Annotated in this window: 13 protein-coding genes; 4 read left to right on the top strand and 9 right to left on the bottom strand. The window is 72.0% G+C overall.

Annotation, left to right across the window (positions count from 1 at the left end):
• Nucleotides 1-39: 39 nt before the first annotated feature.
• The 3 genes from ACFWBW_RS39960 to ACFWBW_RS39950 form a co-directional block, all read right to left on the bottom strand.
• Nucleotides 40-1,695, bottom strand: coding sequence for an AMP-binding protein (locus ACFWBW_RS39960; RefSeq protein ID WP_385384227.1), 1,656 nt, complete (start codon nt 1,693-1,695; stop codon nt 40-42).
• Nucleotides 1,692-2,528, bottom strand: coding sequence for a class I SAM-dependent methyltransferase (locus ACFWBW_RS39955; RefSeq protein ID WP_385384224.1), 837 nt, complete (start codon nt 2,526-2,528; stop codon nt 1,692-1,694). Before ACFWBW_RS39955 ends, ACFWBW_RS39960 begins: the two co-directional genes overlap by 4 nt.
• Before the next feature lie 96 nt (nt 2,529-2,624).
• Nucleotides 2,625-3,578: a helix-turn-helix domain-containing protein gene (locus ACFWBW_RS39950; protein ID WP_385384221.1), complete on the bottom strand. Its 954-nt coding sequence runs from the start codon at nt 3,576-3,578 to the stop codon at nt 2,625-2,627.
• Between the two features lie 260 nt (nt 3,579-3,838).
• Between ACFWBW_RS39950 and gap the strand changes: the two genes are divergently transcribed.
• The 3 genes from gap (at nt 3,839) to hisC (ending at nt 7,137) form a co-directional block, all read left to right on the top strand.
• Nucleotides 3,839-4,846 (top strand): type I glyceraldehyde-3-phosphate dehydrogenase, encoded by a 1,008-nt coding sequence (gene gap, locus ACFWBW_RS39945; protein WP_385384218.1) that lies wholly within the window; start codon nt 3,839-3,841, stop codon nt 4,844-4,846.
• A gap of 110 nt (nt 4,847-4,956) precedes the next feature.
• Nucleotides 4,957-5,871, top strand: coding sequence for a pyridoxamine 5'-phosphate oxidase family protein (locus ACFWBW_RS39940; RefSeq protein ID WP_385384215.1), 915 nt, complete (start codon nt 4,957-4,959; stop codon nt 5,869-5,871).
• A 180-nt stretch (nt 5,872-6,051) separates the two neighbouring features.
• Nucleotides 6,052-7,137 (top strand): histidinol-phosphate transaminase, encoded by a 1,086-nt coding sequence (gene hisC, locus ACFWBW_RS39935; protein ID WP_385384212.1) that lies wholly within the window; start codon nt 6,052-6,054, stop codon nt 7,135-7,137.
• A 108-nt stretch (nt 7,138-7,245) separates the two neighbouring features.
• Here the strand turns inward: hisC and ACFWBW_RS39930 are convergent, their stop codons facing one another.
• From ACFWBW_RS39930 to ACFWBW_RS39915, 4 genes are read right to left on the bottom strand one after another with little or no spacing between them, the layout of a single operon-like run.
• The gene (locus ACFWBW_RS39930; protein ID WP_385384209.1) at nt 7,246-7,797 is read right to left on the bottom strand and encodes a DoxX family protein; all 552 of its coding nucleotides are present in this window, start codon (nt 7,795-7,797) and stop codon (nt 7,246-7,248) included.
• A gap of 43 nt (nt 7,798-7,840) precedes the next feature.
• Nucleotides 7,841-8,842 carry a TIGR03571 family LLM class oxidoreductase gene (locus ACFWBW_RS39925; RefSeq protein ID WP_385384206.1) on the bottom strand — a complete coding sequence of 334 codons (1,002 nt, stop codon included), beginning with the start codon at nt 8,840-8,842 and terminating at the stop codon, nt 7,841-7,843.
• Nucleotides 8,843-8,849: 7 nt separating this feature from the next.
• Nucleotides 8,850-9,467 carry a pyridoxamine 5'-phosphate oxidase family protein gene (locus ACFWBW_RS39920; RefSeq protein WP_385384203.1) on the bottom strand — a complete coding sequence of 206 codons (618 nt, stop codon included), beginning with the start codon at nt 9,465-9,467 and terminating at the stop codon, nt 8,850-8,852.
• A 10-nt stretch (nt 9,468-9,477) separates the two neighbouring features.
• Complete coding sequence (locus tag ACFWBW_RS39915; RefSeq protein ID WP_385384200.1) at nt 9,478-10,014, bottom strand: HPP family protein; 537 nt, start codon at nt 10,012-10,014, stop codon at nt 9,478-9,480.
• A gap of 92 nt (nt 10,015-10,106) precedes the next feature.
• On the opposite strand from ACFWBW_RS39915, the gene ACFWBW_RS39910 reads away from it, so the two are divergent.
• Nucleotides 10,107-10,844 (top strand): CGNR zinc finger domain-containing protein, encoded by a 738-nt coding sequence (locus tag ACFWBW_RS39910; RefSeq protein WP_385384197.1) that lies wholly within the window; start codon nt 10,107-10,109, stop codon nt 10,842-10,844.
• A 38-nt stretch (nt 10,845-10,882) separates the two neighbouring features.
• On the opposite strand, the gene ACFWBW_RS39905 is transcribed toward ACFWBW_RS39910, so the two are convergent.
• Together ACFWBW_RS39905 and ACFWBW_RS39900 are read right to left on the bottom strand one after the other, a co-directional pair.
• On the bottom strand, nt 10,883-12,292 hold the full coding sequence (locus tag ACFWBW_RS39905; protein ID WP_385384194.1) for a vanadium-dependent haloperoxidase: 1,410 nt from the start codon (nt 12,290-12,292) through the stop codon (nt 10,883-10,885).
• A gap of 251 nt (nt 12,293-12,543) precedes the next feature.
• On the bottom strand, nt 12,544-13,161 hold the full coding sequence (locus ACFWBW_RS39900) for a CGNR zinc finger domain-containing protein (RefSeq protein WP_385384191.1): 618 nt from the start codon (nt 13,159-13,161) through the stop codon (nt 12,544-12,546).
• Nucleotides 13,162-13,196: the final 35 nt, after the last annotated feature.

The raw sequence follows: 13,196 nt of genomic DNA, 5'->3' as shown, positions 1-13,196 counted from the left end.
CCCCCCCCCCCCCCCCCCCACCCCCAACCACCCGTACGGTCAGGCCGCGGAGCCGGCCGGGACGGAGGCCAGGCTGTCCTCGAAGCTCTTGCGGAGCTGCGCGCGGCGGAGCTTGCCGATGCCGGTCTTGGGGATCTCGGACCGGTCGACGGGCAGCAGGTGCGGTACGTCGACGCCCAGCCGCTCGCGAACCCGCTCGCGGATCCGCTCGCCCTGCTCCCCGGTGAGGGTGCCGGTGCGCGGGCTGAAGAAGACGGCGAGCTCCTCGGGGCCGCCGGGCTCGGCGGTGACGAGGGAGGCGACGGTGTACGAGGGCTCGATGAAGTCGAGTTCCTCGACGGCGGCCTCGATCTCGTGGCCGTGGTACGCGATCTCCCCGAGCTGGATGACGTCGTCGGTGCGGCCGGTGACGGTGAGGATGCCGTTCTCCACGTACGCCAGGTCGCCGGTCTTGAACCAGCCGTCGTCCGTGAAGGACTGGCGGTTCTGGACGGGGTTGTCGTAGTACCCGGAGGTGATGGTCGAACCGGTGACCTGGAGCCGGCCGGTGACGCCCCACGGCACGAGCGCGCCGTGCTCGTCGACGACCCGGATGCGGGTGCCGGGCTGCGGGCGGCCGACGGGCACGTAGCGGTCGTCGCCGGCGGCGGCCTCGGTGAACTGGCAGTCGGCCACGCCGGCGGTGGTCTCGGACATGCCCCAGCCGGGGAACATGGCGGTGGCGGGCAGGCCGTAGGGGGCCAGCAGGTCCAGGAAGCGGCGTACGACGCCGGAGCGGACGGCCTCGCCGCCGTTCATGATGTAGCGCAGCGGGCTGAGGTCCCAGCCGCGGCCCTCGAAGCGGTCGGCCTGGTCGTTGACCAGCACGAAGGCGAAGTTGGGCGCCCAGGTGGTGTCGGCCCGGTGGGTGGAGACGGCGTCGAGCCAGCGCAGCGGGTCCTCCAGGACCCACTGGATCTTGGCGTGGACCTGGGCGCAGCCGAGGAAGACGTCGCGCGCGTGGAACATGACGAGGCCGCCGATGTGGTCCAGCGGCATCCAGTTGAAGGTGCGGGTGTTCGCGTCGAGCTTGTTCACGCGGGAGGTGGCCGCGCTGCGCGTGAGGATGTTGCGGTGCGTGAGGGTGACCGCCTTGGGCACGCCGGTGCTGCCGGAGGTGAGGAGCAGGACGGCCGGGTCCACGGCGTCGGGCTCGTGCCAGGCGAGGTCCGGCTCGTGGGCGGTGCGCAGGCCCGCCACGTCGCCCAGGTGGGCGGCGGTCCAGCCGGCGTCGGCGGTGACGGCGGGCGCGAGCTCCTGGCCGGTGCCGGTCAGGACGCGGGGGCGGCCGTAGCCGGCCCAGACGCGCTCCAGCAGGCCGGGGCCGTTGACCGCGTCGGCGCTGACGGGAAGGGGCAGGAAGCCGCCGAGGACGCAGCCCCAGAAACCGGCGAGGAGGTCGGCGTCGTCGGCGGACTGCAGGATGATCTTCTCGCCGATCGCGGCGCCGGAGGCGCGCAGGCCGGCCAGCACCCGCGAGGCGTCTTCGAGCAGCTCGGCGTAGCTCTGGTGGACCTCGGTGCCGTCGGCGCGGATGTACGTCACCCCGCGGCCGTCGCTCTCGCCGACGGCGCGGACGAGGGCGGCACCGAGGTGCGCGACGCCGGTTTCGGGGGCGGGCCCGCCGTCGAGCAGCGATATGCCGGTGCCGGTCATGCCTGGTTCTCCTCTTGCTGAGCGGTGTCGGACGCGGTGTCGGACGCGGTGTCGGACGCGGTGTCGCCTGCGGTGTCGGCAGGGGTCGCGGTGGCCACGATGACGAGCGGGCCCCGGCCGTGGAAGGGCGCGGGCTCCTTGCGGAAGCCGCCGTACTCGGCCGTGATGGTCAGTCCCGCCGCGGCCAGCAGTCCGCGCACCTCGGGCCCGGTCAGGACGGCCTGGTCGAAGAAGTTGTCGTACATGGTGACCGTGCCGTCCCCGGTGCGGACCAGCAGGGTCTCCTCGTTGCGCCAGTTCGCGGCGTGCGGGTTGATGAACTGGCGGGCGAGGCGGGTGATGAGCACCCCGTCCCCGCGGTGGTGGTCGAAGCTGTTGGCCTGGAAGGACTCGACGAAGTTCAGCAGGTGGCCGAACTCGAGGACGACGCGCCCGCCGGGGGCCAGCAGCTCGCGGACGGAGCGCAGGACGGCCGGGAGCCGGTCCCGATCCAGGTAGTTCAGCGTCATGAAGAGGCTGTACACGAGGTCGTAGCGCTCGTCGGTGCGGTACTCCTCGGCACGGGCCTCCACGTAGGAGATGCCCTCGCCGCCGGCGGCCCGGGCGTACTCCAGGAACGCGGCGCTCTGGTCGACGCCGGTGCCGCGGTGGCCGCGCTCGCGCAGGGCGCGGAGGTTGGAGCCGGTGCCGCAGCCCAGGTCGAGTACGTTGCCCGAGTCGGGGAGCAGGGACGCGAGGAACTCCGTCTCGGCGTCGAGGTTGCGGAAGTCCTTCCGCAGGATCTCGTAGTACTCACCGGGGAATTCGAAGCTCGTGCCGGTCAAATCCGTCATCCTCCTCGGATGTCAGTGCGCGTCGGTCGTCGGTGCTCGGCGGTACTCGGTGCTCGTCGGTCGGCGGTGCTCGCCGGTGCCCGTCGGTCCCGTCCCCTACGTGGGCACGGCTTCGCGCATGGTCCGGTAGCCGCGCGGGGTGAGGCCGTACCGGTCGCGGAAGAGCCGGCTGAAGTGCGAGGCCTGGTAGAGGCCTGACCGTTCGCCGATCACCCCGACGGGCAGGTGCTCGAGCCGCGGGTCGCGCAGCTCGGACCGGCAGCGGGCGAGGCGCTCGTCGCGGATCCACCGGGCGGGGCTGGTCCCCTGCTCCTGGAAGATCCGCTGGAGGTAGCGCAGCGAGACGTTGTGGTGCTCGGCGATCGCCTGCGGGGTGAGCTCGGGGTCGGAGAGCCGTGCGCGGATGTACGACTGGATGGCCAGCATGAGGTCGTGCCGGGCCACCTCGTCCTCGGCGGCCACGTTGCGCAGCCGGTCGGCGAGGACGGCCGCGGTCAGACCCGCCACGGTGGCGCCGACCCGGTCGACGGCGGAGTGGATCTCGGTGCCGTGGTCGTGGAGTCCGGCGAGGAGCTGGGAGAGCAGCGCGCCCGCGCCCATCCGTCCGCACCAGCCGGTGGCGGTGAGCTTCGCGGTGTCACCGGCGGACATGCCGAGGTGCCGGTGCGGGAGCTGCACTTCGACCAGGTGGAAGGGCCGGGGCAGCACGAGGCGGTACGGGCGGCTGGTGTCGCAGCAGATGATCTGCGGGCCGCTCGCCTGGCCCCGGCGGCCGTCCTGGTGGACGTGGATCTCGCCGGCCAGCGCCCGGAACACCCGCAGGGACTCGGAGGGGTCGGGCCGGATGTAGCGGCCGGGGCGTATGGCCTCGTGGGCCTCCCCGGTGACGAGGGAGATGGTGACGTCGCCGTAGTCGCGGCGGACGGTGGTCCCGTACACGGACTCGCCGTGTGTGCGGATGACCCGCGCGGTGCAGGGGGCGGGCGCGGCGAGCGCTGGACTGCGGTCCGGCACGAATGCGCTCGGCACGCGGAGGGGCAGCATGTCCATCGTTCTCCTCGCTCCTGGAAGCGTCGTGTCATCGTGACAAGCAAGCCCATAGAAACATACCTGCATGCACGTACTCGAGCGGCATCAGATGTTCCAATCAACAGGGCCTCACCTTGGCTTTCATGCGTAAACAGGCCATGAACAGGCGCATTTACGCAAGCCAGTCGACAGGTCCACCGGTACAGTTGAGGGCGAGGACTGGCCGGACAACGCGGCTTCACGTGCGGTCATGGATGTAGTTTCCGAACGAGGGGTATCACGTGACGATCAAGGTCGGCATCAACGGATTCGGCCGCATCGGCCGCAGCTTCTTCCGCGCCGCCCTTCAGCGGGGCACCGGCCTGGAGGTGGTCGCCGTCAACGACCTCACCGACGGCACGACGCTGGCCCATCTGCTCAAGTACGACAGCACGCTCGGCAAGCTCGGCCACGACGTCCGCGCGGTCGAGGGCAACCTGGTCATCGACGGGCGCACCATACGCGTGACCGCCGAGCGCGACCCCGCCAAGCTGCCGTGGGGCGAGCTGGAGGTGGACGTGGTCATCGAGTCCACCGGTGTCTTCACCGACGCGCACAAGGCCCGCGCCCACCTCGAGGCCGGTGCCCGCAAGGTCATCATCAGCGCGCCCTCGAAGAACGAGGACCTGACGATCGCCTTCGGCATCAACGACGACCTCTACGACCCGGCCGTGCACGACATCGTCTCCAACGCCTCGTGCACGACCAACTGCCTGGCCCCGCTGGCCAAGGTCCTCGACGACGCGCTCGGCATCGAGCACGGCCTGATGACCACGGTCCACGCCTACACCTCGGACCAGAACCTCCAGGACGGGCCGCACACCGACCTTCGCCGCGCCCGCTCGGCGGCGACGAACACCGTGCCGACCACCACCGGCGCCGCCAAGGCCATCGGCCTGGTCCTGCCGCAGCTCAAGGGCAAGCTCGACGGGTACGCGCTGCGCGTGCCGATCCCGACGGGCTCGGCCACCGACCTCACCGTGCGGGTGGGCCGGGCGACGACGGTCGAGGAGGTCAACGAGATCTTCGCGAAGGCCGCCGAGGGGGCTCTCGCGGGCATCCTGACCTACACCGACGAGCCGATCGTCTCCAGCGACATCGTCACCGACCCCGCGTCGTGCATCTTCGACTCGGGCCTGACCAAGGTGATCGGCGACGGCCGCCAGGTCAAGATCGTCGGCTGGTACGACAACGAGTGGGGCTTCTCCAACCGTGTCGTGGACACCGCCCTGCTGATCGGCGCCCGCTGACCGACGGATGCTGACCGACGCCCCGTGGACGGGCGCCCCGCAGACGGGCGCCCGCTGACGGTGACCCCGTCGGCCCCGGCGCCCGTCCCGACCGGAGGTTCCCGATTCCTGTGATCAAGACCCCCCATCACGAGGGCGAACAGGCCGTCCAGAAGCAGGCCGGCGAAGGCGGTCCCGGCTGGGGCTCGCCGATGTTCGACGACGTGATCCAGCCCGGCTTCGACCAGTACCTGATGCGCCAGCGGATGCTCTTCCTGGGCGGCGCCGACGCCACGGGCGCCATGTGGTCCTCCCTGGTCACGGGCGACCCCGGCTTCGCCCTGCCCACGAGCCGGCGCACGATCACGCTGTCCCGCCTGCCCGTGCCCGGCGACCCGCTCTCCGAAGCCTTCGCGGAGACGGCCGACATCGGGCTGCTCGCCCTCGAACCGCACACGACGACCCGGATCCGGATCAACGGCGTGGCGCGGCGCGAAGGGGAGTCGCTGCACATCCGCACCGAGCAGGTGCTGGGCAACTGCCCCAAGTACCTCCAGGTACGGGTCCCGGTCGCGGACGGGCCCGCCTCGGCGCCCCGGGAGACCCGGGACGGTGACGCGCTCACGCCCGAGCAGGAGAAGTGGATCACCGGGGCGGACACCTTCTTCATCGCCAGCCAGGCCGACGGCTACGGCGCGGACTCCTCGCACCGGGGCGGCGACCCCGGTTTCGTCACGGTGGCGGGACCGCGCAGGCTCGTATGGCCCGACTACTTCGGCAACTCCTTCTACATGACCCTGGGCAATCTGCAGCTCAACGAGAACTGCGGACTGCTCTTCCTGGACTGGGAGTCCGGCCACACCCTGCAACTCACGGGCAAGGCTCGGATCAACTGGGCCGAGGGGGACCGGGCGGACGTGCCCGGAGCCCTGCGGATGTGCGAGTTCGACATCGAGCGTGTGGTGCAGATCGACGGGGCGACCCGGCTGCGCTGGGCGTTCAACGGTCCCTCGCCCTACAACCCGCCGGCGCCGGCGCGCGGCTGAACCCCCGCAGCCCCGCGCCGTCCCGCCTCACCCGTCTCCCCGGTCACCGTCCGGCCGTGCCGCCTCCCCCGTCGGCGCGGCCGGACGGTGTTGTACGCCCTGCCCGGCACCCTCCCCGCCCGGCGCCCTCCCCGTCCGGCGCCCTCCCCGTCCAAGGCCTCCCCACTTAAGGATTGCGCCGTGCCCGCTGCCGACGATCCGTATACGACCTTCCCCCGGCTCCGCGCCGACGTCTCGACGCTGCCCGCCTACGTGCCGGGCCGCGCGGCCCGCGACGAGTTCGTCGACAAGCTCTCCTCGAACGAGAACCCGTACCCGCCGCTCCCCTCCGTGATCGCCGCGGTCGAGACCTGGCTGGGCCGTCTCAACCGCTACCCCGACCCCACCGCGGCCGAGCTCATCGCGGAGCTCTCCGGTCGCCTCGGCGTCCCCGCCGACCACCTCGTACTGGGCACCGGCTCGGTCGGCATCACCCAGCACCTGGTCGCCGCCGCCGCGGGCCCCGGCGACGAGGTCGTCTTCGCCTGGCGCTCGTTCGAGGCCTACCCGCTGCTGGCCTGGGCCGCCGGGGCCACCTCCGTCCAGGTCCCGCTGCGCGAAGAGACGCACGACCTGGACGCACTGGCCGACGCGGTCACCGACCGCACCCGCCTGATCTTCGTCTGCAACCCGAACAACCCCACCGGCACCGCCGTGCGCCGCGCCGAGCTGGAACGCTTCCTGGACCGCGTGCCCCCGCACGTCCTGGTCGTCATGGACGAGGCCTACCGCGAGTTCGTCGACCCCACCGAGGACATCCCGGACGGCATCGACCTCTACCGGGACCGCCCCAACGTCGCCGTCCTGCGCACCTTCTCCAAGGCCTACGGACTGGCCGCGCTCCGCGTCGGGTACGCGGTGGCCCACCCGCGCGTGACGGCCGCCCTGCGCGCCTGCTCCGTACCGCTCGGCGTCAGCGGCCCCGCCCAGGCCGCCGCCCTGGCCTCCCTGCGCGCCACGGAGGAACTCCGCGAACGCGTGGCCGACCTGGTGGCGGAACGCGACCGCGTCAGCGCGGGCCTGCGCGCGGAGGGCTACGAAGTCCCCGACAGCCACGCCAACTTCGTCTGGCTGCGCCTCGGCTCCCGCACCGCCTACTTCGCGGACGCCTGCGAGGCGGCCGGCCTCATGGTCCGCCCCTTCGCCGAAGAGGGCGTCCGCATCACGATCGGCACCCCGGCCGCGAACGACCGCCTCCTGAAGACGGCGGCCGACTGGGACCGCTGAGCCCGCGACGCGCCAGCCCCCGAGACCGTCCCGGGCCACGCCGGCCCACTCGTCGGCTTCGGCGGTGTGGCCCACGGGCATGCCACCCCGGCTACCGGGCGGGCTCGGCTACCGGGCGGGCTCGCTGCGGGACTCGGTACCGCGGAACCTCGCCGTCGCCACCGACATGCACGCCGCCACCAGGACCAGGTTCTTGAGGATGTACTGCCCCTCCATCGACGGGACGAAGGGGTGCTTCCACACCTCTCCCGGCAGGATCGCCAGCGTCGCGAAGACGCCCGCCATGTGAACGAAGAAGACCCCGAGCGTCAGCGGCAGCAGCCGGCCCGTCACCAGCCCCAGGCCGATCATGACCTCCATGACCGCCAGCAGCGGCTGGGAGACGTCCGCCGGGACGGAGTCGAAGGTCATGACGCCCATCGCGCGGGTGGCGATGTCCTGCGCCGGGCTCACCCCGGGCAGGAACTTCAGCACGCCGAACCACAGGTACAGCAGGCCCACGCTCACCCGGAGTGCGGCCGTCTCGCGGCACCGGTAGCGGGAGACGAGGCCCGGCAGCCAGCTCCACGGGCGGCGCAGCGTCCCGGCCGGGCATCGCACGGCGTTGTTCACGGCGTTGTTGACGGCGTTGTGGACGGCGGTTCTCGGCGAAGCTCTCAAGGGGTTCCTCGGTTTCTGTGATCGGCGGACCCCATGCGGCTGCCTATCGGTCCGGGCCCGGGGGGAAGTGCGGCAGCAGCCATTCAGCGATCTCCGCCATGACCTCGGCCGCCGGCCGCGTGTTGTGACGGAGGTTGATCATCAGCTGGTTGACTCCGGCCGCTTCGTACGTCTTGAACAGTTCGAGCAGGGGTTCGCGCCCCATGGACCAGCCCTGGACCAGCGGGCGCGGAGCGGACCGCGGGTTCTCGTGCAGGACCACGTAGCCCGCCTGGGCGTACGGCTTGAAGCGGCCGCTGCCGCTCTCTCCGGTCAGCCGCCGCCAGCGGGCGGTGTTGGCCCTTTGGCGCTCTGGGTCGAGCGCCGTGTACAGCCAGCCGTCGGCGTGCTGCGCGGTCCACTCCGGTGTCTGGCGGCCCCGCCCCGTCATCAGCATGGGCAGCCGTCCGTACGGCGGCTTCGGCAAGAGGTCGATGCCGGGGGCCACTTCGCCGAGCGGCGACACGAAGCCCGCCGAGGACGGGCCGGTGACGTGGCGTACGTAGTCCCAGCCGTCCCGCAGCCGGGCCCCCAGGTCCGTATCGCCCGCGCCGAAGGCCGGAACCTCGCCCGGACGGTCACCGCAGGCCAGGCCCAGCAGCATCCGGCCCGCCGACAGCCGGTCCACCGACGCCGCGGCCTTGGCGACGTGGGCGGGGTGGCGCAGCGGCAGCACCGTACTGGCGGTGCCGAGGGTGATTCGGCGGGTGACGGCCGCGAGGGTACCCAGGTACACCCACGGGTCGAACAGCTGGCCGCCGTCCCCCTCGCCGGGGACGAGGAAGGGGACGTCCCGTACCCACAGTGAGGCGAATCCGGCGTCCTCCGCGCCGCGGGCCAGCTCCAAGTGGCCCGCCATGACGGGGACGTCACCGGTGAAGGACTCCAGGGGCGCGATCAGGCCGAGGGACATCCGGCCTTCCGGGAAGGCCCGCGCCATCCCCGGATGAGAGGGGAGGGCCGGGGCCGGGAGCGGGGCGTCGGCCGGGTGCGTGTGCGTGCTCATGAGCGCGTCAGCCCGCCACCCGATCGGGCGCGGTTTCCCCTCTGAGCAGTGCGTTCTCCCGTTCCAGCTCGGCCATGCGCACGCGGATCGGGGCGAGTTGCTCCTCCAGCTCCGCCACGGTGTACCGGGGTTCGATGTGCTGGGGACAGTTCCAGTCGTACGCCTCGACCTCGATGAGGACGACGCGCTCGACGACGGCCCGGTGTTCCTCGGGGGCCGGCCACTGGTCCGCCCCCACCGTGCGGGCCCTGCCCAGGATCTTCAGGCGCGCCCTGGCCGGGTAGTCCATGAGGATCAAGGACACCCGGTCGTCGGTGTCCAGGTTTCCGGTGGTGATGTACTGCTTGTTGCCCCGGTAGTCCGCGAAGCCGAGCGTGCGGTCGTCGAAGGCCCGCAGGAAGCCCGGCGGCCCGCCCCGGTGCTGGACGTACGGCCAGCCCGTGGAGCCCGTACTGGCCAGGTAGAAACTGGTCCTGGTGGCGGCGAACGCCACCTCGTGCTCGCTGAGCCGGTCCGCTTCCCGGGGTCCGCGGGCCATGTTCGCGTAACTGGCGCGACTGCCGTGCTCCGCCTGGTGCCGTTGCACGGGCGGGGTGAAGAGGAGCTGCGCGTATCGGCTGGTCATCGAAGATCGCCTACCACCAGTACGTGGGGTAGTGGGGGGTCTTGCCGCTGCGGCCCGCCAGGATCCCGACACCGACCAGGACCAGCGTCGCTAGCAGCAGCAGGAGCAGGAAGGTGGCGGTCGCCGGCTGCGTGAGGACGACGATGACCGAGGTCGCGGCGGCGGGTGAGTGCGGGGTCCGGGCCAGGGCCATCGCGCCGATGGCGAGGCCGCCTGCGACGGCGGCGCTCCACAGGGAGCTCCCGGCGACGGCGAGGACGACGAAGCCGACGACGGCGGAGATCAGCTGGCCGCCGATGACGCTGCGGGGCTGGGCCAGCGGGAGTGCCGGGGCCGCGAAGACGAGTGCGGCGCTCGCGGCGAGCGGCGGGACGAGCACGGCCTGGTCGAGCGCGTAGCCGATGGCGACCAGCAGGAGCAGGGCGGCCACGCCGGCCAGGGTCGCGACGGAGATCGCGGCCCCCGCGGCGCGTGCCGGGGCCTTGCCCGCCAGCGCGGCGGCCAGGCTCCGGGGAGCCGGAGCCTCGGTTACGGGGGTGTCGGACATGGCGTCCCTTCCGCGAAGGTTAGCTAATGGATTGAAATGGAACCCACACATTAGCTCGCTGGTGGGCTCCGGCGAAGCGGCAGGATGGACTCATGGGCGACGGGACGAAGCGGGATCAGGAACACGAGCGGGGCCGGTCGGTGGCGGACCGCCCCCCGCTGGCGGGCGAGCCGTTGCCCCTCGACCTGGTGAACACGACGTTCATCAAGGGCGGTGTACGGGGCTTCCTGGTGGATGCGCTCACCACGCCCGAGGAGCTGGACCTGTGGCTCGACGAGCACCGGCCCCGGTTCAGCCCCACGCTGGCGGGGGCGCTCGCGGTGGCCGGGCCTGACGGGCGGGCCCGGCAGGGCCACCTCGACCGCTTCCTCGAGCTGCGGCGCGCCCTGCGCGAGCTGGCCGCCGCCCGGGTCGAGGACCGGGCGCCCGGCCCCGCCGACTGCGAGGTGGTGAACGCGGCGGTCCGCTCGGCCGCCCCGCGGCGGGAACTCGCGCCCGGCCCCTCCTTCGCGGTCGCCACCCGGTGGCCGGAGGCGGATCCTCTGCTGGTGGCTCTGGGCGAGGTCGCGGCGGGCGCCGTCGACCTCCTGACCGGCGAGCGGGCCGGTCTGCTGCGGGCCTGCCCCGCGCCCGGCTGCATCCTGTACTTCGTGAAGGGCCACGCCCGCCGCGAGTGGTGCACGGTGGGCTGCGGCAACCGGGTGCGGGTGGCCCGGCACAGCCGCCGCGCGGGCAGTGCCGTCGGCGCGGGCTGCGCCGACAGCGCGGCGGGCACCGGCGCGGCAGCGCCCGCGCCGCCGGCCGCCGCGGGCGCGGAACGCCTCACCTGAGGCGTCCCGCACGGCCGGCCGGCGACGTGCTGCGGTGACTAGTTGAGGATGTTGGCGTACACCTGGTCGGAGACCTTGTAGCCGAGGTCCAGCGCGGCGGCGTTGTCCCACTCGAAGTGGACGCCGATGAACTTGCGGCTCTCGGCCTTCTCCTTCGCCGCGGCGCTCAGGCTCGGGAAGGTACGGGTGACGCCCACCGCGTACGGGTCGTCGGTGCCGGCGGTGAAGGCCAGGTCGTCACGGCCGAAGTAGTTGCGGAGGATGCCCGCCCACGCGGCGCCCACACCGGAGTGCCCGGAGACGTAGGTCGGGAAGTTGGGGGAGAAGCTGTTGCCCGCCAGGTCCTTCTCCTCCGGCTTCCAGTTCGGGTCGGCGACGATGTTCGCGTTCGGGACCAGGTCGGCGCGGTTGATGGCGTCGGCGGGGCGCCACACGTCCCAGTCGGTGCTGTACTTCGAGTCCCAGATGGAGATCGCCGCGTCGGCCAGGGCCGCCGAGGTCAGGGCGAACAGCTTGGCGCTCTCCAGGGAGGTGCCGTTCGGCCGGTACTTGCGGAAGATCACCGCGGTGTGGTCGTACTGCTGGCCGACCGGCTTGTAGGTGCCGTCCACGTCGTTCGCCCAGTAGTGCGCGAGCTGCGTCTGGTCGGCGGTCCGCTCGGTCGAGTCCCTGCCGCCGATCCGCTTGATCTCGTTGACCTGCGCCGCGTACTCGGGGCTCTGCAGGAGGTCGGTCGGGTTGGTGAACCCTCCTATCGGGCCCGGGCGGAACTGCGAGCCGGAGGCCAGGGCGAAGGGCTTGACCTTGCCCCAGTTGGGAGCGCCGGCGGGCCTGCCGGTGGCCGGCCGCCAGTGGCCGGGGGCGTCGATCGTGACGTACGGGGTGGTGTCGGTGGAGCCGTCGCCCACGCGCTTGGCGATGATCGCCTCGGCGGTCTTGACGCCGAGCTTGCGGCCCCGCTCCTTCGCGGCGGCGGAGGCGTACTCCGGCAGCGCCCGAGCCTGCTGGAGCTTGGCGTCGAGGCTGGCCACGGGGTAGCCGGGGAAGGCGTTCCGCAGGGCGGTGTACGCGGCGTAGTCGATCGCCGCGTTGAGCGAGCTGTACGCGCCGGCCGCCGTGCCGTCCTTGACGGCGTACGGCTTGCCGATGGTGTGGATGGAGTTGACCGCGTCGTAGACGGCCAGGTCCATCATCGCCCCGCCGCGGGTCAGCGGGCCGGGCGTGCCTCCGACCTGGCGGAAGATGTCCAGGATCGCGTTGTTCCAGAACAGGACGTGGTCGTTCGAGCCCTGCCAGGTGGCGGTGGCCGCCGCGCTGGGGCCGGCCGCCTCCTCGGCTTCGGTGGCGGCGGCGTTGGCGGGGACCATGGGCACGATGCCCGCAAGTGCCACGGCGGCCACGGCGGCCTTCAGAACGGTCTTCTTGCCCGGACGTACGGAGCGGAGCATCAGCTGTTCCCTGTCTGTGGAGGCCCTGGTGACACTTTCGACTCGATGTCGCCACGGCGGTGCGTTCTCGCCATGAACGTATGGCGGTGCGCCACCCTCACAACGGGGGGTTCGCAGATGCCAGGAATCGAAAAACCCGATGGGTCCACGGATCGCTGCTCCGAATTCATCCCATTGCCACTAGGTCCTCACGGGCGTGATGGCAACGAGGCGTTACACATGGGTGGGGCCCCAGAAGGGGCCCAGACCTGTCAGCAGTCCCGGTGGGGGTGGCGCCGCGCGTAGTGCCGGGCGGCCCGAGCCCGGTTCCCGCACCCCGTCGAGCACCACTCGCGGCGCGAGCGGGCCTGGTCGAAGTAGAAGACGCAACCGGGCGCCACACAGGCCTTGGGCTCCACACCCGAGGCGCCCGTCAGGAGGCGGACCACGGCATGGGCGATCTCACTCTGCACGGCGATCGAGGGCACGGCAGTGGAGACGTGGACGGCGACGGGGCGCTCTCCCGCGTTCCAGCACAGCAGGGGCCAGGCGCGGTCCATGGTGGCCGCACGGTTGAGGTGGGCGACGTCCCAGGGGTCTGCTTCACGGCAGTTGACCAAGGCGTCGACCAGCCGGCGGCTGGCGTCGCGGAGCATGACGAAGCACTGCACGTCGGCGACGCCCAGGGCGTCCACGGCACTCTCCGGGAGGTGGGTGGCCAGACTGCCGCGACAGGAGCGCAGCCACCAGGCGAGGTGTTCCGTCGTCCGGAAACCGTCCATAAGCACGCCCTTGACGGGAAACACCGTATTGACGAACTCCAGCGGGAGGGGTTCCCCGTTCAGGGGTGGAACGCCCACAGGGGGCGGGGTTTGGGCGCTTAGGGGCATGTCGGTCCTCACCGGGGTGGGCACAGTAGGGCTTG

The sequence above is a fragment of the Streptomyces sp. NPDC059957 genome, from assembly GCF_042730015.1.
GTDB lineage: Bacteria > Actinomycetota > Actinomycetes > Streptomycetales > Streptomycetaceae > Streptomyces.
Note: the sequence above shows the minus strand (reverse complement) of the source record. Positions and strands in the feature narration are given on the sequence as shown.

Bases quoted from the DNA above. Each gene is read 5' to 3' on its own strand.
- ACFWBW_RS39960 (WP_385384227.1), bottom strand. From the start codon at position 1,695: ATGACCGGCACCGGCATATCGCTGCTCGACGGCGGGCCCGCCCCCGAA.
- ACFWBW_RS39955 (WP_385384224.1), bottom strand. From the start codon at position 2,528: ATGACGGATTTGACCGGCACGAGCTTCGAATTCCCCGGTGAGTACTAC.
- ACFWBW_RS39950 (WP_385384221.1), bottom strand. From the start codon at position 3,578: ATGGACATGCTGCCCCTCCGCGTGCCGAGCGCATTCGTGCCGGACCGC.
- ACFWBW_RS39925 (WP_385384206.1), bottom strand. From the start codon at position 8,842: ATGAGCACGCACACGCACCCGGCCGACGCCCCGCTCCCGGCCCCGGCC.
- ACFWBW_RS39920 (WP_385384203.1), bottom strand. From the start codon at position 9,467: ATGACCAGCCGATACGCGCAGCTCCTCTTCACCCCGCCCGTGCAACGG.
- ACFWBW_RS39915 (WP_385384200.1), bottom strand. From the start codon at position 10,014: ATGTCCGACACCCCCGTAACCGAGGCTCCGGCTCCCCGGAGCCTGGCC.
- ACFWBW_RS39910 (WP_385384197.1), top strand. From the start codon at position 10,107: ATGGGCGACGGGACGAAGCGGGATCAGGAACACGAGCGGGGCCGGTCG.
- ACFWBW_RS39905 (WP_385384194.1), bottom strand. From the start codon at position 12,292: ATGCTCCGCTCCGTACGTCCGGGCAAGAAGACCGTTCTGAAGGCCGCC.
- ACFWBW_RS39900 (WP_385384191.1), bottom strand. From the start codon at position 13,161: ATGCCCCTAAGCGCCCAAACCCCGCCCCCTGTGGGCGTTCCACCCCTG.